This is a genomic window from Sulfurospirillum cavolei (genome assembly GCF_001548055.1).
Classification (GTDB): Bacteria; Campylobacterota; Campylobacteria; order Campylobacterales; family Sulfurospirillaceae; genus Sulfurospirillum.
Genome location: NZ_AP014724.1, coordinates 1,036,201 through 1,055,067 on the forward strand (window position 1 = coordinate 1,036,201; position 18,867 = coordinate 1,055,067).

An 18,867-nucleotide genomic window follows, 5' to 3' on the forward strand; every position below is an offset into this window, starting at 1 on the left:
TAAAATAACTCCTAAAAACAGAGGAGTTATAATGCGTAAAATCGGTCTCTTTTTAATCTTTCTGAGTTCATTTCTTTTTGCAGATTTGCGAAACGTTGAAGTCGACGAAGCCGTCGTCAAAAGCGGTATAACGGTCGTGGATATTCGCACTAAACCCGAGTGGGCCGATACGGGCGTTGTGAAAGGTGCGGTTTTGTTGACGTTCTTTGACGAGCAAGGACGCTACGACGTCGATGCCTTTTTAAAAGAACTTGACAAACATGTCAGTAAAGACAAAGAATTTGCTTTGATCTGCCGTACGGGAAGCCGAACTTCCGCCGTTTCGGATTTGCTTTCCAAACAAGGTTACAAAGTCGTAAATCTACGTGGCGGTATGAAATTACTCCTTCAAAAAGGCTACGTACCTACGCCCTACAATCCTTAGGAGTCTAAAATGCACACGAACGAGCTGATACACGAGGATTCTCCTTATCTGTTGCAACACGCGCACAACCCCGTGAACTGGATGGCATGGAGCGATAAAGCGCTTGTCAAAGCCAAAGAGGAAAACAAACTGATCTTTCTTTCCATCGGGTACAGTACCTGTCATTGGTGTCATGTGATGGAGCGCGAAACGTTTGAGGATGAACTCAGTGCTAAAGTGCTCAACGATGCGTATGTGAGCATCAAGGTCGATCGTGAAGAGATGCCAGACCTTGATAAATACTACCAAGACGTGCATTACCTGCTCACCAAACGCGCTGGCGGTTGGCCACTGAGTATCATTATGACTCCAACACAACAAGTCATTTTTGCAGGAACGTATCTGCCACCGCAAAGTGTGCAAGGACGTATGGGGTTTCGTGAACTGACCAGTTTTATCAAAGGCAAGTTTGATGATGCGTACGAAGAGGTGCAAAAAAGTGCCGTAAGCATTGAAGCGGCGATCAAGCAGTATGAGCGCAGTTTTGAGCAAAAAGAGCACATTGATGCAGAGATGGTTCTGGAAACGTTTGTGAGCAAGGTGAAAACGAGTTACGATGATGTTTCCAAAGGCATCGGAAGTGCGCCAAAATTTCCCCATGCATCGACGTGGAATGCTCTGTTAGACATTTATCAGAAAACGGGTAATCTTGAAGCGTTGTATATGAGTGAAGATGCCTTAAATGCAATGGCGCGAGGCGGTATCAACGACCAAATTGAGGGTGGCTTTTACCGTTATAGCGTTGATGAAAGTTGGGTGATTCCACATTTTGAAAAGATGCTTTACACCAATGCCGAACTCATCGAAGTCTATGCCAAAGTGTTTAAAATCACTCAAAAACCGTACTTTCAAGAGCTTATTGACACAACCATCAAAGCGATGGATGAGCGGTTTTTAAAAGAGGGACTTTACCTCAGTGCTAGTGATGCTGACTCTGAGGGAGAAGAGGGTAAATACTTTGTGTTTGGTTTTAAAGAAACCCAAGAAGCACTTTTAAAAGGCGGGCTCAGTGAAGTAGAAACGAAAGCCGTGATGGACTATTTTGGCATCACAAAGTTCGGCAATTTTGAACATCAAACCACCAATCCTACGCTTACATGTAACGAAAAACCTGCACGTCTTAATGAAGCGATTGTTATTTTAAAAGAGGAACGTCAAAAGGTAGCGTATCCATTTATCGACACCAAAATTTTGACCGCGTGGAATGCGTTGATGGTCACAGCACTCTTCGAGGCAGACAAAGTCGAAAAAGCAAAAAGCGTGCTTGATACACTTTTAAACTCTTTACATGTAAAAGGTGTTTTGTACCATCAGATGGTTTTAGGCGGTAGTTTGAAAGTGGAAGCCTTGTTAGAAGACTACGCTTTTGTGATCGAAGCGTTACTTCGAGCTTACGCGCACAGCAACGAAGCGCACTATTTGGAACTGGCAAAGAGACTCAGCCATGAAGCGGAGCAAAAATTCTACAAAGAAGGTACATGGTACCTCTCCGACAAAGCCTTTCGTGCCAAAGCCGTTTTGGAAGACAACAGCTACAAAAGCCCACTTTCAACGATGATCAAAAATCTATTTGAACTCGCAAAAATTGAAGATGATACGGCGTTGTTTATACGAGCGAAAGATATGTTGGAGAGTTTTGGGGCGGGTATTCAAAAGTATGCTCATGCGTATCCCGAAGCGGTGAGGGCAATCACACTTTACATGTAAAAAGTTAAAAGTTTAGCCCTGACCCCTTTTCCTAGGTTACCTATAAAAAGTTAAAAGTGAGCAAACAAAAAGCCACTAGCGGGTTTTTGAGTTGCTCACTTTTTTAGGATTCTTTGTTTTCTCGACGATCTTTGATTTTTTCAGCCAATTGATTAATGGCATCTGCAAAATCAAGAAAATCATCTTCTTTCATTACCATATCAGGATGGAACTGAGCTGCTGTCCATTGAGCTTGTATTGTAAATTCATGCGCACCAGTTAGAATATTGTTACGTTTCAAAAAATTAATTACTCGATTGGAGTGCTTTTTATCAGATAGATCTATAGTGATGTAATCTTCTTTAGTTCCAAAATGGTCATATTTTCCTATTTCAATCATTTCTATTCCTTTATTCCTAACTATTTATGCAACGAATATTATATATAAAATAGTCTGATATGTCCATGTAAATGAATATTAAGATATAAGAGACGAGAGGGCTTTACATTATAATCTTTTACGTTATTTTGCCATCTGAAATAACCAATGAAAGTTCTACAAACATTGGAAGTCGTGTGTGGCATTTTATGAAAATAGAAATTTGATGTAGCTTGGAAAAGTAAGGGCAGTTCTTTTTTACATGTAAGGAAAAATCCTTACATGTAAAAGTATTTTTAGAGTGCTTTTGCGATAAAACGGTTCAAGCGTTTGGCAAAAGCCGCGGTATCTTCGATCTTCATACCTTCTTGAAGTTTGGCTTGGTCAAGAAGTAAGAAAGCAACGTCATTAAGCTCTAAAAGGTCACTTTTTGCGCTTAGTTTTTTGAAGATTTCATGCTCAGGATTGATCTCTAAGATGGGCTTAACGGCTGGGAGATTGTCTTGTCCCATCTGTTTAAGCATCTGTTGCATTTGGAAGTCTGGGTCGTTTTTATCGTACACAAGGCATGATGGAGAATCACTCAAACGACTAGAGATTTTGACGTCTTTCGCATCGTCTTTGAGGATTTCTTTCATTTTGACCAAAATTTCTTTGTAGGTTTTTTCATCTTCTTCTACTTTTTCTTTGTCTTCTTTGATCTCTTCGTCGATGTCGGAGTTGTTTACGGGTTTGATCGGTGTTTTATCGTATTCGCCCACCATTGGGAAGACGATGGCATCGACTTCTTCATCAAGAAGCAAGACTTCAATATCTTTAGCTTTGAATTGCTCAATCAGTGGAGAATTACGAAGGATTCTTTCATTTTCACCCGTGATATAGTAGATGCTTTTTTGATCCTCTTTCATACTCTCTTTGTACTCTTTAAGGCTGACAAGTCCATCACGTTTAGACGATTTGAAAAGCACTAACTCTAAAAGCGCTTCTTTATTGTCCCAGTCATTGTACAAACCTTCTTTGATGACGCGCCCGAAGTTTTTGTAGAACTCAAGGTATTTTTCTGCATCTTTTTCTTTGAGAGATTTAAGTTCGCTCAAGATTTTTTTCACGGAAGCTTTTTTGATGGTCTCTAAAATTCTGTTTTGTTGTAAAATCTCACGGCTGACGTTAAGCGGTAGGTCTTCCGCATCGATGATACCTTTAACAAAACGTAAGTAAGTTGGCAACAACTCTTTTTCATCATCGGTGATAAACACGCGTTTAACGTAGAGTTTGACACCCGGTTTATAGTCCATTCTAAACAAGTCCATTGGCGGTGTTGAAGGAATGTAGAAGAGGGTGGTGTACTCAAATGTTCCTTCTGCTTTGGTATGGCTCCATAACAATGGATCGCTACTATCGTGAGAGATTTGTTGGTAAAAGTCTTTGTACTCTTCTGGTTTGATTTGACTTTTTGCTACTGTCCAAAGCGCGCTCGCTTTGTTGATTTGCTCATTTTTGATTTCGCTGCTTTTCTCTTTGCCTTCATCGTCATACTCTTTGACTTCTTTGTCCATAAAAATAGGGAATTGGATGTGGTTAGAGTATTTTTTAATGACGTTTTGAATGCGGTAAAACTCTAAAAATTCATCTTCATCGTCTTTGAGGTAAAGAGTGATGGATGTTCCGTGGCTCTCTTTGGAAACTTCAGCGATGTCATACTCTGCCCCGGCTTCACTGCTCCACATGTAAGCGGTCTCTTCGCCTGCTTTGCGGCTAATGACTTCGATTTTGTTTGCAACCATAAAAGCAGAGTAGAAACCAACACCAAATTGACCGATGAGGCTAGAGTCTTTCTTTTTATCGCCGCTAAGGTTTTGCAAGAATGATTTGGTACCGCTTTTAGCGATAGTTCCGAGGTTTTCGACCAAGTCCTCTTCGTTCATACCGATACCCGTATCGCTGATCGTTAGGGTTTTGGCTTCTTTATTGATCGCAATATCGATACGAGGAACGTAAGAAAGAGCCTTATATTTTTCATCGGTTAAGGTTAGGTAGTTTAGCTTGTCGAGTGCATCAGAGGCATTGGAGACAAGCTCACGCAAAAAGATCTCTTTATTCGAGTAGAGCGAGTGAATCATCAGGTCTAAAAGTTGTGTCACTTCGGTTTGAAAAGGGTGTTTTGACATCGTAGTTCCTTTGTTAATGTATGTATTTGTTGGGTTTTTTCAAATACTTTTACGTTTTAAAGTATTTTGAAAAATCCGAAAAACGGCGTTATTGTAGCAAAAAATAAAAAAAGAAAACGCCACTTTTGTGACGTTTCTCTTAACGTTACGCTTGGTTTAAATTGCTTTGCAGTGTTTGATTCATCGCGTCGTACATTTTCTCAAACCATTGCTCGTCGGCTTTGGGATCGATGGGATCAAGAAAATGCACATGGACTTCTCCGCCGTTTGCCATAAAGTTTTGCGAGTCGAGAACGTAGCGCGCACCCGTGATGAGAGCAGGTTGTACGACAAGGTCCAATTTTTCCGCTAATGCTTTGGCTCCGCTTTGGAATTTTAAAAGCTTATCGCCTCTTCCTCGTGTACCTTCGGGAAACATCGCAAGCACACGACCTTCGCTAACGCGCTCTTTGCCTTCTTTAAGCATTTTGATAATGGAGCGTTTATCTTTTCGATCGATCGAAATCATACGAGGTGCCGGGATAATATGCCCAAAAAGCGGAATATCTTCGATCTCTTTTTTAGCGATCCAACAGAGATTTTTAGGGTAAATCGCTTCGAGCGTCACGATGTCGAGTAAACTTTGATGGTTCATAACCAACAAAGTCGTCTTAGGCGAAATGTCGCCGTGGGTGACGATCTTAAATCCGATCAAATAGGTTTGAAGATTGGCCCACGTTTTTCGAATGCCGTGCGTACGGTTTCGAAACAGATACATTAAAACGATCGTGATCAAAACGGTCACGACGAATTCGATCATAACGAAAAAAGCTCTAATTCTGGGTAATATTTTCACGTTGCGTCCATCCTATTTTCCCATCAGGAAGTAAGATTTTGATGTAATTATCGCGATCGCCGAGCCTTTCGACGTCCAGCATTTTATCGTTCGTAAAAAAAACCGTGGAGCGTTCGGTCGGCAAAATCATCAAAGCGCTATTGGCTTTGAGTTTGACTTTATTTAAAGGGTTTTTATCCAAGAAAAACAGTGCCGTAAAAATCAAAACGGGAAGCAGATAGTACCAGCGTCGTTTCTTTAAAAGAATGACAAAAAAGACAAAAGCAAAAACACCGTAAGCGATCGTTTTGTAAAACTCGAAAATACTCTCTTTCGGGTTGAGCCCCAGTTGGGTACTGACTTCGTCGCTTTCGATGATGACCGGAAGCGTTATTTTTTGAAATTTATTGCTCGGAAGATCAAAATAGGTAAACTCGAATTCGCGTTGATAATTGGGGATAATGGCGTAATAGTAAATCTTCTCGCCGTTAGCGGTTTGCGAGTACGAATCGATGCCGCTTTTAGCGATACCGCCGAGTTTAAAATCTTGCAGATTCGCACCGCTTGTTTCAATCTCCAAAACAACGATGACGTTTTTAGCGTCGAAAGTCGTCGTTTTGTACTTATTGACGTTAAACGATTGGGCGATAACGTTGCAAAAAAGAGGATCGTTTTTGAGTTGAACGACGGAAGGAAGGCTTAAGCCGATGATTTCGCTCTCTAAGGCTTCTTGATTTTGAATCAACGAGACGCTTAAACGCGGCATGGAAGCATTTTTAGACGTGACTTTGAAAAGAAACGTCGCATAATACGTATTGGAACCCGCAGATTCCCACGTCGCTTGAGGATTGAGGACGACGACGTTAGAACCTTCTGAAAAAGTGTTGCTTAACGCATCGACTTTGCTCTTGGCAACGATGGCTTTAACTTTAACGCTAAAAACTTGTCCGATATAGACTTTTTGCGGGCTGGATTCGAGCGAGACGAACAGCGATTTGGAGCGTGACGATGTTTCCGCAAAAACCCCTTCTTCGGCATAAAGGCTTTGGAAGAGGATAGCAAGAAGGATAAACGGAAGTAAAAAACTTCGTATAAGCTTAGTCAAGAAAACCTCGGAGCATTTTGACGCCGTCGTCTGAACCCAAAATCGCTTCAATCGCACGCTCGGGATGCGGCATAAGACCGAAAACGTTTTTGGCTTCGTTACAAATGCCCGCAATCGCGTCGATCGAACCGTTAGGATTTTGAGGAGTGCCTTTTTCATCGCAATAGGTTAAGAGAACTTGATGCTTAGCATAGAGTTCTTTGAGACCTTCCGGATCGATGTAAAAACTTCCCTCACCGTGAGCGATAGGGATGTTGAGCACTTCGCCAACAGAACATCGGCGTAAAAAGGTATTATCGTTGTGAACGACTTTTAAGTGATGAAATTGCGAAATAAAATGGACGTTTTCATTACGTTTCATCGCTCCGGGTAAAAGACGCGCTTCGACTAGCATTTGAAATCCGTTACAGATACCGAGTACCTTTCCGCCTTGTTGGGCAAACGCGATGACGGCTTTCATAATCGGTGAAAATTTAGCAATAGCCGCACTTCGTAAATAATCGCCGTAGCTAAAACCTCCGGGGAGAACCACAAGATCGGTTCCCTCGGGTAATTTTTCCTCTTTATGAAAAACCAAAACAACTTCTTGACCTAATTTTTCGAACGCATATTTCGTATCGATTTCACAGTTGGTTCCCGGAAATACCGCGACGGCGACTAACATGCGGGAAACTCGATCGTATAGTTTTCGATAACCGTATTGGCTAAGAGTTCTTCACACATAACGGTTACGCGTTCTTTTGCCTTGGCTTGATCGTCGGTCGCAACCTCGAGAATAATCTGCTTTCCGATACGTACGTCGCCGACTTCGTCAAATTTGAGCGAAGCGAGCGCATGATGGACGGCTTTTCCTTGCGGGTCGAGAACGCCGTTTTTCAGTTGAATATTGACAATAACTTTCATTGTTTCGTTTTCCTTCAGTATTTAGTGCGAGAGTATACGTTTTAAAACCTCTTCGTAAGCAACTTTGACGCTGCCGAGACCTTGTCTAAATCTATCTTTATCGAGTTTTTCGTTGGTATCCATATCCCAGAAGCGACAGCTATCGGGGCTGATTTCATCGGCAAGGAGAATCGTGCCTTCTTGATCGACGCCAAATTCGACTTTAAAATCGACGAGTTTGAGTTTACGTTCTGCGAAAAAGCTTTTCATGATTGCATTGATCTCTCGACCCAAACGTTTGAGTTCTTCAAGATCCGATTCGCTTTTGACGAGATTGAGCAATAAACAATGTTCGTCGTTGATAATAGGATCACCGAGTGCATCGTCTTTATAATAAAATTCTACCAAGGTAAACGGAAGAACCGTACCGTCTTTGATACCCAGACGTTTCGCCAATGAACCGGTTGCGATGTTACGGACGACCACTTCGATAGGAATAATTTTAACTTTTTTAATCAATTGGTGCGTATCGTCAAGCGTTTTGACCAAATGCGTTTGGATACCGTGTTGTTCCAAAAGATGAAACAACTGCGTACTGATTTTACAGTTGAGTGCGCCTTTTCCTGCTTCATTGCCTCTTTTTTCGGCATTAAATGCCGTCAAATCGTCTTTAAACTCGGAAATCAAGAGATTTTCGTCATCGGTTACAAAAAGTTTTTTACCTTTACCTTCGTATATTAACGCACCTTTGTTCACAGAAAGCTCCTCGCTTATTTTTTAATAGAAAGTACCTTGATAATGTCAACGGCACTTTTGAGTTGTAAATCTTTGTAAAGATTCTCTTGGGTTACGATCTCTTTATTGGTTGTTTTAGAGTCCTTACCGCCCTTCGCTTTTGTTTTTGCCTCTTTCGTATCCGCGACCGCGGTTGTTTTATTTTCGTCTACTTTTTTAAGTTCACCTTCAAGGTGTTTTTTCAAATCTTTTTCTTTAATCGTCTGTTCGTTGGTTTTATTCGGTACGTCGCCGGGATAAACGACGATGTCCGGCACGACGCCTTCGGCTTGAATGGTACGACCGCTTGGGAGGTAATAACGTGCGATGGTTAAGCGGATGGCTTCGTTATCGACGACGGGAAGAATGGCTTGAACGCTACCTTTACCGAACGTTTTTTCACCGACGATGACCGCGCGTTTGTGGTCTTGTAACGCACCGCTGACGATTTCGCTGGCACTGGCACTTCCGCCGTTGACGAGAACAACCAACGGTTTTTTGGTAATCATATCGGCTTTATTGGCTTTATATTCGGCGTTTTCGGACTCGACGCGTCCTTTTTGCGAAACGATGATGCCCTCATCGACGAAAAGGTTGACCAATCCGACGGCTTGGTTGAGAAGGCCTCCGGGATTGTTGCGGAGATCTAAAATAATACCTTTAACGTTTTTGTTTTTGTTGATCGCTTCTTGAACGTCGCCTACGATGTTTTTATCGAAGTTAACGACGCGAACGTAAAGCATATTTTCGTTTTCAACCGTTTTGGTATAAACCGATTCGATTTTAATAATATCGCGGACGATGGAGATGAGTAGGGGTTTTGTCTCGCCCTCGCGTACCAAGGTTAACTCGATACCGGTACCGGGTTTACCTCTCATGATATTGACTGCTTCGTCAATCGTCATATTGAGCGTTGATTGTTTATTGATTTTTAGGATAATGTCTCCGGCTTTGACTCCCGCTTTATCCGCAGGCGTTCCTTCCATCGGAGCGATAACGGTTAAGGCACCGTCTTTTTGACCGACGGTAATTCCTAAACCGCCGAATTCGCCTTCGGTTTGAATTTTAAGGTCTTTAAGATGTTTCTCGTCTAAGTATGAGGAGTGTGCATCAAGGTTGGTTAAAAGTCCTTCGATCGCTTTTGTGACGATATCGTCGATTTTAAGGTCGTCGACGTAGTATTTTTCAATCGTAGCCAAAACACGCGTAAATTTGGCAAGCGATGCAAGGCGACTTTTTTCTCCTTCGGGAGTGTCTGCGAAGAGTGTCGAAGAAAAAAACGTTATGAGGGCTACAAACGTAGCGGTGAAGCCGAGAGCGGCAAAAGATGGATGTTTCATAGGGTGTGTTTAACTCCTAGCAAGAGATGCATATATTTGGAGTGTTGATTATAGTGGAAGTTCCCTAAAATTTCTATGAAATCCAAGGGCGGATCGGTAGGTTTAAAACGTTTGACAGGTCGGTATTTAATGCTAAAATAGTCACCATACATAATGCCTTAGTGCTAAATAAACTTGACAACAATAGACTAAAGTTATATAATACCGTAAAAATCAAAGGAGATGCGATGAACTCACTTTTTGAACAACTAACCAATCAAATGCGCGAAGCGATCGAAAGTGCTATTAGCCTATCTTTACATTCGAAAAATCAAGAGGCAACCCCTTTACATGTACTTTGGGGATTGATTACCAATTCGGCTTCGATTCTCAATCAAGTCTTTACTAAAATGAACATCGATAAGAGTGCTATCGAACTTGAAGTCAAAAGCGAAATTCAAAAATTACCGACGGCTTCTTCGGTGACGAAAGAGAATATCACCGTTTCGCGTGCTTTAGTCGAGACGCTTCAAAAAGCCGAAGGCTTGATGAAACAAAAAGGCGACAGCTATTTATCGGTCGATACGTGGCTTTTGGCGAATATCGACAACGACCCTTTTAAAAAGATTTTGGGTAAATACTTAGACCTGTTACAATTTAAAAAGAATCTCGAAGCATTGCGCGGCGGCAAAAAGATCGACAAACAAAGTGCCGACGATACTTTAGAATCTTTGGATAAATACGGTATTAATTTGACCAGACTTGCGAGCGAAGGCAAGCTTGATCCGGTGATCGGACGCGACGAAGAGATCAGTCGTATGATGCAGATTTTGATTCGTAAGACGAAAAACAATCCGATCTTAATCGGCGAACCCGGTACGGGTAAAACGGCGATTGCCGAGGGATTAGCCTTGCGTATCGCGCACAACGACGTGCCTTTAAGCTTGCAAAACAAAAGCGTGATCGCGCTTGATATGAGTGCGTTAATCGCCGGAGCCAAATACCGCGGCGAGTTTGAAGACCGACTCAAAGCCGTCATCGACGAAGTGAAAAAAAACGGCAATATTATCTTGTTTATCGACGAAATTCACACCATCGTCGGTGCAGGTGCCAGTGAAGGCAGTATGGATGCGGCGAATATCCTCAAACCCGCCCTTGCCAGAGGCGAGCTTCACACGATCGGTGCGACGACCTTAAAAGAGTACCGCAAGTATTTTGAAAAAGATGCGGCTCTGCAACGTCGTTTCCAACCGGTCACGGTCAACGAGCCGAGCATCAACGAAGCGTTACAGATTTTACGCGGTATTAAAGAGCATCTTGAAGCCCACCATAACGTTAGCATTCAAGACTCCGCACTGGTCGCGGCGGCAAAGCTGAGTTCGCGTTACATTAGCGATCGTTTTTTACCCGATAAAGCGATCGATTTGATCGACGAAGCCGCGGCAGAACTTAAAATGCAGATCGAAAGCGAGCCCACCGAGCTGAGCCGTATTAAACGCTCTATCAGTACGCTGATGGTTGAAAAAGAGGCACTTTTGATGGAAAAAAACAAAAAGAACGACGAGCGTTTGCATGCCATTGAAAAAGAGCTTAGCGATGCTAAAGAGAAGATGCACGCGCTTGATGCACAGTTTGAAAACGAAAAGAGCGTTTTTAACGACATCGCTTCCATTAAAAGCCAAGCGGAAGCCTTGAAACGAGAAGCGGAAAGTGCGAAAAAACGTAGCGAGTTTAACAAAGCCGCCGAGATCGAGTACGGTAAGCTACCTGAACTCTTAAAACAAGAGGACGAGCTTAAGGCTAAATGGGAAAAGATGCAAGAGAGCGGGACGTTGCTTAAAAACAGCGTCGATGAAGAGATGATCGCAACGATCGTCAGTAAATGGACGGGCATTCCGGTGACGAAAATGCTCCAAAGCGAGAAGACGAAAGTTTTACATGTCGAAGCGTATCTCCAAAAAGAGGTTATCGGGCAAGACGAAGCGATCAAGGCGATCGGTCGTGCGATTAAACGTAATAAAGCAGGTCTTAGCGAGCAAAACAAGCCGATCGGCAGTTTTCTTTTCTTGGGACCTACGGGCGTAGGTAAAACGCAAAGTGCCAAAGCGTTGGCAAACTTTTTGTTCGATACGACCAAAGCGTTGATTCGTTTCGATATGAGCGAATATATGGAAAAACACTCGGTCAGTCGTTTGGTCGGTGCGCCTCCGGGCTACGTCGGTTACGATGAGGGCGGACAACTTACCGAAGCGGTACGACGAAGACCTTACAGCGTCGTATTATTCGACGAGATTGAAAAAGCGCATCCGGATGTCTTTAACATCTTGCTTCAGGTACTCGATGAAGGACGTTTGACGGACAATAAGGGCGTGACGGTCGATTTTAAAAATACGATCATCATCTTAACGTCCAATATCGCCAGTAGCAAAATTATGGAGTTTGAGGGCGAAAAACGTCAAGAAGAGGTGATGAAAGAGCTTCGTGCCTACTTTAAACCCGAATTTCTCAATCGTTTGGACGACATCGTGATCTTCAATCCGCTCACCGAAGACGGCTTGAGAGAGATCGTGAGCATTATGTTTAAAGAGATCGAAACTAAACTCGCCGGCAAAGAGATCAAAGCCGAATTGACGACTGCCGCAAAAGCGTTGATCGCCGAAGCGGGATTTGATCCGGTCTACGGTGCACGTCCTTTAAAACGCGCTTTGTATGAGTTAGTGGAAGACAAATTGGCGGAGCTGATTTTGGAAGATCGTTTGCATGAGGGTGAAAATATCGTCATCGATGCCCAAGAAGGCAAAATCGTCATTCGAAAAAAGTAAGCCTTCAAAGTTACATGTAAGCCCTACATGTAACTTTCTTTAGGGTTGGCAATCTTTGTATTGAACGGAAAATTTAAACAATTCGGTGTTGTTTAGATCGTAGAAAACGTAAACGAAAACGGCACCGTGTTTTAACAACTGCTTGATCTCTTCATCGCTACACAAATAGCTTCGATTGTTCTCAAACGTCGTTTTGATGAGCGTACCTTTGTCGGTTTTCAGGATGGTTTGAATCATCTCGTTATGCGAATTGATGCGGTTACGGTACTCGATCGCGTTTTGAAAACTCACGACGTCCACGAGTGTGGTGTAGTCGTCCAAAAGCATCGGAATATGCTCTTTGGTGCCGTCTTTGATAATCGATAAAATTTTAGGAATATCTTCCTCTTTGAAATTATCGTCGTCGGTGACGTCATTGGCGAAAAGCGACGTGAGAAGTGCTACAATAATCGCGTATTTTTTCATAACCTTATTCCTTTGAGCGAATTTTACTATAAAATTCTCAATATAACGGTCTTTTTTTCAAGGAAACGACAAATTATGAGCTATTTGCATTGGTTTGAAGCACATGCTAACAAACATCACGCGATTATCGTTAAACTTTTGATGCAAAAGATGTCCAAAGAAGCGATCATCGACTATTTTACGTTTGAAAAAATGCGCTTGAACGAGCCGGATTTTTGCCCTTTGTATGGAGATTGTCAAAAGTGCCATACGATGGAGAAACTGAATTGTTATTTGTGCGCTTGCCCGCATTTTCGGTTTAACGATGAGGGTATTGCGTGCCGCGAAGGGATAACGTATAAAAGCACTTGTGCGATCGATTCACGCAAGGGACGATACGCGGTTTTTGAAAATGTTGCGCATTTGGATTGTTCTTTGTGCACGGTTCCCCATACCGAAGCGTTTATCGCAAAACACTTCGATTTGGAGTGGAAACACCTTATGAGAGCGTGTCTTGAGCATGCTCTAAAGGCGTAGCACTTAGGATGATTCCGTCGCGATCGGCGTAAAGATAGTCGCCTTCATTGAACGTTACGCCGCCGAACGAGAAGCTTACATGTAAGCTTCCTTCTTGAGGTTCCATCGTCTTTTTCGGACATGTTCCCAATGCAAAAAGCCCTACATCGATCTCTTTCGTATTTTTAGTATCGCGGACGTAACCGTTGATCACGATTCCTGCCCAGTGATTTTCATACGCGAATTTCATCAAATTATCGCCGACGACGGCCGTGTATGCGGCATGGACGTCGACGACGGCAATGCGTCCGGCACCTTCACTTTTGAGCAGTTCGACTAACGTTTTGTTATTGCCAAAGAGTTGAACGGTAACGATAGAGCCGAAGATGCGTTTGCGTCCGCCGTAGGATTTGAAAAGAGGATCGAGAACGCGAACGTGATTAGGATAGGCATCGCAAAGGTCTGCGGTGTAAAATTTCATAAGGGCTCCTTGTGTTACTTGTTATTTGAAAAGGCGTATCAGGTTGTCTTGAGTGGACATGGGTGAACGCTTCGGTACGGTAAAATCGACTTTTTCTTCATGGCAAGAACCGCAGAGTTTGAGTTCTTGATGTGCTCCGACGTCTTTTTGCGCATAAACGTTTTCACGTGAATGACAATCAAAGCAGTCTTTTCCGCATTGCCCTTTTTCGGAGGGTTTATTGTGACATGTAATGCACTCTTTTAATACGAAATGGTTGGAATCGTCGATATGAGGTTGCAGTTTGGGATGACACTCCAAGCAACTGCCTCCGCATGCCGATACGTTAGTGCCGAAAGCCGCTAGAAAAATGCTACACGCGAGTAAAATACGATACATGCTAAAACTTTTTCAAAAAATTTGTGTTAATTATACTTTAATAAGGTTAAGATAAAATACAAAATTATTCAAAATTTAGGCTAAAAGAATGAAAGTTGTCACGGGCGTAGTCGGCAACGATATTCACGTGGTCGCTAACCGACTCATCGATATATCGTTACAAGCAAGAGGGTTTGAAGTGTTTAATCTGGGTGTCAACACTTCATTGGAAGAGTTTATCGACGCGGTGGTTGAAACCGACGCCGACATTTTGCTGATCTCGTCACTCAACGGCGAAGCGGAAGGGTGGTGTAGAGATTTGCAGTTTTTGCGCTCCGAGTATAACTTGCGTGAAGACGTTATCTTTGTGATCGGCGGCAACTTAGCCGTGGGTGAAGCCAACCAAGACGATATTATCCCCAAATACCGATCTTACGGGTTCGATCTCGTGTTCCATCAAGTCGATCTCAATACCGGTTTAGACGAGTTAGAGCGATACGTCAAGGAGCGCGCATGAGTTTGTTGCAAAAAGAGCGCGACGTCATTACGCGCAACGAATACGCCGACACGTTTGATTTTGCCGAGATTGAAAATTTTATCGCGAATGCTCCCAAAGAGCTTTTTATCACGCATCATTTTAAAAAACGCGACCGTCTTTTGGTTCAGCCGCGCGGCGGTTTCCCGACTTATAAAAAGATGTTTGAACTCTACGAAACGTTTATGGGTGCCGACATCGACGTTTTGCCCTTGACGGTGGATAGTAACACGCGCCTCAACGACTATGCGATGGCGCAAAAGATGCTTCGCCTCTCCGAAGAGAACGAGATGGACATGCTCAACGGCTATCCGCTTGTCAATCACGGTTATCGAACGACCAGAAAAATGATCACACACTTTAACAAACCCGTTAGCCTTCGCCACGGTACGCCCGATGCGAGGCTTTTGGTGGAAACCGCTTTGGCGTCGGGTATTTTTGAGATCGAGGGCGGACCGATTACGTACATGTTGCCTTACTCGAAAAACTTTCCGCTCGATAAAGCCTTCTTGTACTGGAAATACGTCGACAAAGTCTGTGCGCTTTACTCCAAACTCAACGAGCCGATCAATCGTGAATCGTTCGGTCCTCTCACGGCAACGCTCGTTCCGCCGTGCATCGTTATCGTGATCCAGCTCATCGAGATGCTTCTATCGTTGGAAGAAGGCGTCAAATCCTTTTCGGTCAGTTTCTCGCAAAACGGCTCGATGATGCAAGACATCGTCACGTCCAATGTCTTAAAGAAATTGGCACGCGAATACGCCGATACGTTTGGAAGTCAAGATGCCATCATCAATCTCGTTTACCATCAGTGGATGGGTGCGTTTCCGCGCAACAAAGAACTCTCCGACCAGCTGATCAATACCAACACGGTCATTGCCGCGATGGTTAGAGCCGATAAAATCATCATCAAAACGCGCGACGAGGCGTTTGGAATTCCGACCATGCAATGCAATGCCCAATCGGTCGCTAATACCAAATATACGCTTCGTACTCTCAAAGGACTTCCCGTGATGAGCGATGCCGAAGAAGAGGAAAATCTTGAGTTGGAAGTACGGGCGTTAATGGATGCGGTCATGAACGATCCTGCCGATACCTTGTGGCGGAAAGTGTTTAACACTATCAAAAGCGGACTTATCGACGTGCCGTTTTCGCCGCACATCATCAACCATAACGCCGTGATTACGATTCGAGACGATCAAGGCAATATCCGCATCATCGATAAAGGAAAGCTTCCGTTACCGGAACGCTGTTTTGCGTATGAAAAATCCAAAGTCAATTTACCGGAAAGTAAAACCGAAGTCATCAACAAAATTATCCACGACATAGGAGCCATGCTATGAGTAAACTACTGATCGACGTGGGTAGTACCTATTTTAAAGTGTGTCAGCAAAGCGGTATTAACCAATATTTTCGCGATTTTAACAAAGATATTTTTGATGATTTGCTCAATAAATGCGGCGATATTTTTTCCAACTACGCAAAAGAAGACATCTATATTTGCTCTTCCGCTAACGGCGGTTTAAGTACACTCATTATCGGTCTTACCAATTCGTTCAGCCTCAAATTTGCCAAAAACATCGCATTTAACTCGGGGATTAACATCATCGATACGATTTTGTACCATAAAATCGACGAAGCCAAAGCACCGGGAGAACTGATTGACGTGGTTATTCTCGTCGGCGGGATCGACGGTATCGCAAACGTGTTTGACGAAAAGTTGTTTCACTTTTTACGCAATGTTCATTACAACAACATCGTGTACGTCGGCACAAAACAAGACGCAATGTTTTTGAGCGAAAACATTCAAGAGCTTAAAGTGCTTGGAAACATCATCACCGAAAAGCTACATGTCAACGGCGGCGAGCTGAAAGAATACTTGACCAATCTGTATCAAGCCGATATCGTCGGCAAAGAGGACATCAAACACCTCTACGCTATCACGGCCAATCAAATCTATTCTACGCCTTACATCGTCAATCGCTCTTTACCGCTGATTGACGCCAATTTTGACGTGGTCAATCCGTTCATCGTCGTAGACATCGGCGGCGCAACGACCGATATTCATTACAGCCGTGATTTGGTGCGCGACAATATCGTCAGCGAAAGCGGATTTGACCGTTTGGTGTTTAAAAAACTGGGCGTCTATAAATCACGTGAGACGCTGATCTTTGCCGCCAAAAACAACGAGTTCGTGTACGAGCTTTTGGCGTATTTGAACGTAACGGAAAATATCTTGGAAGAAGAGAGCGAAAAAGCACTTCGCATTTTGATGCAGCTCTCCATTTTCTTGGTGCTTTACAAAGTCTCGCGCTTGCACCCGTTGTACGTAACGCTACATCTTGAACAGCTCAAAACCGTCGTATTAACGGGCGGTATCACTAAAGTGCTTTCGTATGAAGAGGCGGAGAGCATTATGCAGTTTTTCTATAAAAAAGTATTAGGACTTCACGCCATACCCAACATCGTGATGGATTACGAGTATGCCATTTGGACGCTTGGCATGCAAAACGATACCGCTTCAAGGAGCTAAGATGTCAATCAATTGTATTCGTGCATTAATAGAAAAAGCCGCCGTTGTCTGCCCCGATAAAATTGCCGTTATCGACGGAGCCAAAAAACTTAGCTACGGTGAGCTCTTTAAAAAAGTCAATCAAGTCGCACGCTATTTTAGCGAATTGGAATTACCGAGCGGCTCGCGCATCGGTATTTATTCGCATAAAAGTAGTGAGCAGATTATCGCTATGTTGGCGGTGCTTTCAACCGAGCATATTTTCGTCCCCATTTCGCGTCTTTTAAAATCCGAACAAGTCGAGCACATCATCAAAGATTGCGGGATTTCGTGCATTATTACCGATAAAAATAAGATCAAAAATATCGATGCAATCGACTATAGCGGTAAAATTATGACCTATGAGGCAAGCGAACGCGACATCGTTTCGTTTGAAGAAATTTACAAATGTTGCAGCGATGTTTATACATGTAACATCGGCGATTATAAAAATGCGGCAATTACGTACAGTTTCGGTTTGACGGGTTTTCCGCGCGGTATCGTCATTACCCATCGTAATTTAATCGACAGTGCACGCGTTGTTTCCAACTACCTTGAACTTAAAGAAGAAGACGTCATTTCGGGAACATTACCGTTTATTTTAGACTACGGTCTCAATCAGCTTTTTGTTTCGATCTATCATCATGCGACCTTGGCACTTCATTCTTTGGTTCTTCCGGCCGATTTTTTCAACCATCTTATCAACGATAAAGTGACCGTTTTACCGGTGATGCCGCCGCACATTACCCAAATGTTTGACGATAGTAGCCGAATTCCCAATGCCAAATTATTGCAAAACGTGCGCATCGTGACCTCTTCAGGCGGTAAAATTACGCCGAAAATGATCCACGACATCGAAGCACATTTTAAAAACGCTAAGTTTTATTCGATGCACGGTTTAACCGAAGCATTTCGTTCGACTTACCTCGATCCGGCACAACTTAAAATTCGTCCTAATTCCATCGGTAAACCGATTCCGGGCGTTGAAATTCACGTGATCAACGAACAAGGCTTGGAGTGTGCGCCTAGAGAAATCGGCGAGCTCATTCATCGAGGCGGTTATATTTATAAAGGCTATTGGAAATCCAAAGAAGATACGCAAAAACGTTATAAAAGCGTCGATATTTTGAAAAAAATCGTGAACCTAGAGGGCGATTTGACCGATGAAATCGTTGTTGCCAGCGGTGATTTCGTTTATCGAGACGAAGAGGGGTATTTGTATTTCGTCTCTCGTAAAGACGACATGATTAAAGTCAGCGGTTTTCGTATTAGCCCTTACGAGATTGAAAGCGTCGTTTACGATAAACTTCCGAGCGTAGCACAATGTGCTGTTTTTTCCATTGAAAACGAAAAAACGGAAGAAGAAATCGTCATGGTTTACGGTGCTATAAGGGAAATTCCGAAAAATGAAATTCTTTTCGAGTTGAAAAAACATTTGCCCAATCATATGATTCCTTCGATTATCGTTTACAAAGAAAAGTTGCCGCAAACGAGTCCGAGTGAAGTCAAAATTGACAAAGAAGCTTTACGAAAAGAGGTCTTGGAACTTCGTTAGAACCTTGCGTATCTTG

The 18,867-nt window shown here is 43.0% G+C and carries 19 protein-coding genes; 8 read left to right on the top strand and 11 right to left on the bottom strand.

What is annotated here, in order from left to right; all coding sequences use genetic code 11:
* Positions 1 to 31: 31 nt before the first annotated feature.
* Together UCH003_RS05240 and UCH003_RS05245 are read left to right on the top strand one after the other, a co-directional pair.
* Positions 32 to 424, top strand: coding sequence for a rhodanese-like domain-containing protein (locus tag UCH003_RS05240; RefSeq protein ID WP_039672752.1), 393 nt, complete (start codon positions 32 to 34; stop codon positions 422 to 424).
* A gap of 9 nt (positions 425 to 433) precedes the next feature.
* Entirely contained in the window at positions 434 to 2,170 is a 1,737-nt protein-coding gene (locus UCH003_RS05245; RefSeq protein WP_060825709.1) for a thioredoxin domain-containing protein, read from the top strand.
* Between the two features lie 103 nt (positions 2,171 to 2,273).
* On the opposite strand, the gene UCH003_RS05250 is transcribed toward UCH003_RS05245, so the two are convergent.
* From UCH003_RS05250 to UCH003_RS05285, 8 genes are all read right to left on the bottom strand, one after another.
* Positions 2,274 to 2,549, bottom strand: coding sequence for a hypothetical protein (locus UCH003_RS05250; RefSeq protein ID WP_060825710.1), 276 nt, complete (start codon positions 2,547 to 2,549; stop codon positions 2,274 to 2,276).
* A gap of 275 nt (positions 2,550 to 2,824) precedes the next feature.
* Positions 2,825 to 4,696: a molecular chaperone HtpG gene (htpG, locus tag UCH003_RS05255; RefSeq protein WP_060825711.1), complete on the bottom strand. Its 1,872-nt coding sequence runs from the start codon at positions 4,694 to 4,696 to the stop codon at positions 2,825 to 2,827.
* A 145-nt stretch (positions 4,697 to 4,841) separates the two neighbouring features.
* Positions 4,842 to 5,531, bottom strand: a complete 690-nt coding sequence (locus UCH003_RS05260; protein ID WP_060825712.1) for a lysophospholipid acyltransferase family protein — start codon at positions 5,529 to 5,531, stop codon at positions 4,842 to 4,844.
* Entirely contained in the window at positions 5,509 to 6,615 is a 1,107-nt protein-coding gene (locus UCH003_RS05265) for a hypothetical protein (protein ID WP_060825713.1), read from the bottom strand. The genes UCH003_RS05260 and UCH003_RS05265 overlap by 23 nt, the downstream gene beginning before the upstream one ends.
* Complete coding sequence (gene purQ / locus UCH003_RS05270; RefSeq protein ID WP_039672745.1) at positions 6,608 to 7,279, bottom strand: phosphoribosylformylglycinamidine synthase subunit PurQ; 672 nt, start codon at positions 7,277 to 7,279, stop codon at positions 6,608 to 6,610. The genes UCH003_RS05265 and purQ overlap by 8 nt, the downstream gene beginning before the upstream one ends.
* On the bottom strand, positions 7,273 to 7,518 hold the full coding sequence (gene purS, locus UCH003_RS05275) for a phosphoribosylformylglycinamidine synthase subunit PurS (protein WP_060825714.1): 246 nt from the start codon (positions 7,516 to 7,518) through the stop codon (positions 7,273 to 7,275). Before purS ends, purQ begins: the two co-directional genes overlap by 7 nt.
* 21 nt (positions 7,519 to 7,539) lie before the next feature.
* Complete coding sequence (gene purC, locus UCH003_RS05280; RefSeq protein WP_039672741.1) at positions 7,540 to 8,253, bottom strand: phosphoribosylaminoimidazolesuccinocarboxamide synthase; 714 nt, start codon at positions 8,251 to 8,253, stop codon at positions 7,540 to 7,542.
* Between the two features lie 14 nt (positions 8,254 to 8,267).
* The gene (locus UCH003_RS05285; RefSeq protein WP_060825715.1) at positions 8,268 to 9,611 is read right to left on the bottom strand and encodes a S41 family peptidase; all 1,344 of its coding nucleotides are present in this window, start codon (positions 9,609 to 9,611) and stop codon (positions 8,268 to 8,270) included.
* Between the two features lie 227 nt (positions 9,612 to 9,838).
* Here UCH003_RS05285 and UCH003_RS05290 point away from each other — a divergent pair, with 227 nt between their 5' ends.
* A complete protein-coding gene (locus UCH003_RS05290) occupies positions 9,839 to 12,412 on the top strand; it encodes an ATP-dependent Clp protease ATP-binding subunit (RefSeq protein ID WP_060825716.1) in 2,574 nt (857 codons plus the stop codon).
* Positions 12,413 to 12,451: 39 nt separating this feature from the next.
* On the opposite strand, the gene UCH003_RS05295 is transcribed toward UCH003_RS05290, so the two are convergent.
* Positions 12,452 to 12,877, bottom strand: coding sequence for a hypothetical protein (locus tag UCH003_RS05295; protein WP_039672735.1), 426 nt, complete (start codon positions 12,875 to 12,877; stop codon positions 12,452 to 12,454).
* Positions 12,878 to 12,952: 75 nt separating this feature from the next.
* Between UCH003_RS05295 and UCH003_RS05300 the strand changes: the two genes are divergently transcribed.
* Positions 12,953 to 13,393, top strand: coding sequence for a hypothetical protein (locus tag UCH003_RS05300; RefSeq protein WP_060825717.1), 441 nt, complete (start codon positions 12,953 to 12,955; stop codon positions 13,391 to 13,393).
* Here the strand turns inward: UCH003_RS05300 and rraA are convergent.
* Together rraA and UCH003_RS05310 are read right to left on the bottom strand one after the other, a co-directional pair.
* The gene (rraA, locus tag UCH003_RS05305) at positions 13,356 to 13,853 is read right to left on the bottom strand and encodes a ribonuclease E activity regulator RraA (RefSeq protein WP_041963368.1); all 498 of its coding nucleotides are present in this window, start codon (positions 13,851 to 13,853) and stop codon (positions 13,356 to 13,358) included. The two genes, UCH003_RS05300 and rraA, sit on opposite strands and share 38 nt — an antisense overlap.
* 21 nt (positions 13,854 to 13,874) lie before the next feature.
* Positions 13,875 to 14,231, bottom strand: a complete 357-nt coding sequence (locus tag UCH003_RS05310) for a hypothetical protein (RefSeq protein ID WP_041963369.1) — start codon at positions 14,229 to 14,231, stop codon at positions 13,875 to 13,877.
* 88 nt (positions 14,232 to 14,319) lie between these two features.
* Here UCH003_RS05310 and glmS point away from each other — a divergent pair, with 88 nt between their 5' ends.
* The 4 genes from glmS to UCH003_RS05330 are packed head-to-tail and all read left to right on the top strand — an operon-like array spanning position 14,320 to position 18,851.
* Entirely contained in the window at positions 14,320 to 14,727 is a 408-nt protein-coding gene (glmS, locus tag UCH003_RS05315) for a methylaspartate mutase subunit S (RefSeq protein WP_060825718.1), read from the top strand.
* On the top strand, positions 14,724 to 16,088 hold the full coding sequence (locus UCH003_RS05320) for a methylaspartate mutase (protein ID WP_060825719.1): 1,365 nt from the start codon (positions 14,724 to 14,726) through the stop codon (positions 16,086 to 16,088). Before glmS ends, UCH003_RS05320 begins: the two co-directional genes overlap by 4 nt.
* On the top strand, positions 16,085 to 17,278 hold the full coding sequence (locus tag UCH003_RS05325; RefSeq protein WP_060825720.1) for a glutamate mutase L: 1,194 nt from the start codon (positions 16,085 to 16,087) through the stop codon (positions 17,276 to 17,278). Before UCH003_RS05320 ends, UCH003_RS05325 begins: the two co-directional genes overlap by 4 nt.
* Position 17,279: 1 nt before the next feature.
* Positions 17,280 to 18,851: an AMP-binding protein gene (locus UCH003_RS05330; RefSeq protein WP_060825721.1), complete on the top strand. Its 1,572-nt coding sequence runs from the start codon at positions 17,280 to 17,282 to the stop codon at positions 18,849 to 18,851.
* Positions 18,852 to 18,867 lie beyond the last annotated feature (16 nt).

Excerpts from the sequence above, each read along its gene's own strand:
- UCH003_RS05240 (WP_039672752.1), top strand. The coding sequence starts at position 32 with ATGCGTAAAATCGGTCTCTTTTTAATCTTTCTGAGTTCATTTCTTTTT.
- UCH003_RS05245 (WP_060825709.1), top strand. The coding sequence starts at position 434 with ATGCACACGAACGAGCTGATACACGAGGATTCTCCTTATCTGTTGCAA.
- UCH003_RS05250 (WP_060825710.1), bottom strand. The coding sequence starts at position 2,549 with ATGATTGAAATAGGAAAATATGACCATTTTGGAACTAAAGAAGATTAC.
- htpG (WP_060825711.1), bottom strand. The coding sequence starts at position 4,696 with ATGTCAAAACACCCTTTTCAAACCGAAGTGACACAACTTTTAGACCTG.
- purQ (WP_039672745.1), bottom strand. The coding sequence starts at position 7,279 with ATGTTAGTCGCCGTCGCGGTATTTCCGGGAACCAACTGTGAAATCGAT.
- purS (WP_060825714.1), bottom strand. The coding sequence starts at position 7,518 with ATGAAAGTTATTGTCAATATTCAACTGAAAAACGGCGTTCTCGACCCG.
- UCH003_RS05285 (WP_060825715.1), bottom strand. The coding sequence starts at position 9,611 with ATGAAACATCCATCTTTTGCCGCTCTCGGCTTCACCGCTACGTTTGTA.
- UCH003_RS05290 (WP_060825716.1), top strand. The coding sequence starts at position 9,839 with ATGAACTCACTTTTTGAACAACTAACCAATCAAATGCGCGAAGCGATC.
- UCH003_RS05295 (WP_039672735.1), bottom strand. The coding sequence starts at position 12,877 with ATGAAAAAATACGCGATTATTGTAGCACTTCTCACGTCGCTTTTCGCC.
- UCH003_RS05300 (WP_060825717.1), top strand. The coding sequence starts at position 12,953 with ATGAGCTATTTGCATTGGTTTGAAGCACATGCTAACAAACATCACGCG.
- rraA (WP_041963368.1), bottom strand. The coding sequence starts at position 13,853 with ATGAAATTTTACACCGCAGACCTTTGCGATGCCTATCCTAATCACGTT.
- UCH003_RS05310 (WP_041963369.1), bottom strand. The coding sequence starts at position 14,231 with ATGTATCGTATTTTACTCGCGTGTAGCATTTTTCTAGCGGCTTTCGGC.
- glmS (WP_060825718.1), top strand. The coding sequence starts at position 14,320 with ATGAAAGTTGTCACGGGCGTAGTCGGCAACGATATTCACGTGGTCGCT.
- UCH003_RS05320 (WP_060825719.1), top strand. The coding sequence starts at position 14,724 with ATGAGTTTGTTGCAAAAAGAGCGCGACGTCATTACGCGCAACGAATAC.
- UCH003_RS05325 (WP_060825720.1), top strand. The coding sequence starts at position 16,085 with ATGAGTAAACTACTGATCGACGTGGGTAGTACCTATTTTAAAGTGTGT.
- UCH003_RS05330 (WP_060825721.1), top strand. The coding sequence starts at position 17,280 with ATGTCAATCAATTGTATTCGTGCATTAATAGAAAAAGCCGCCGTTGTC.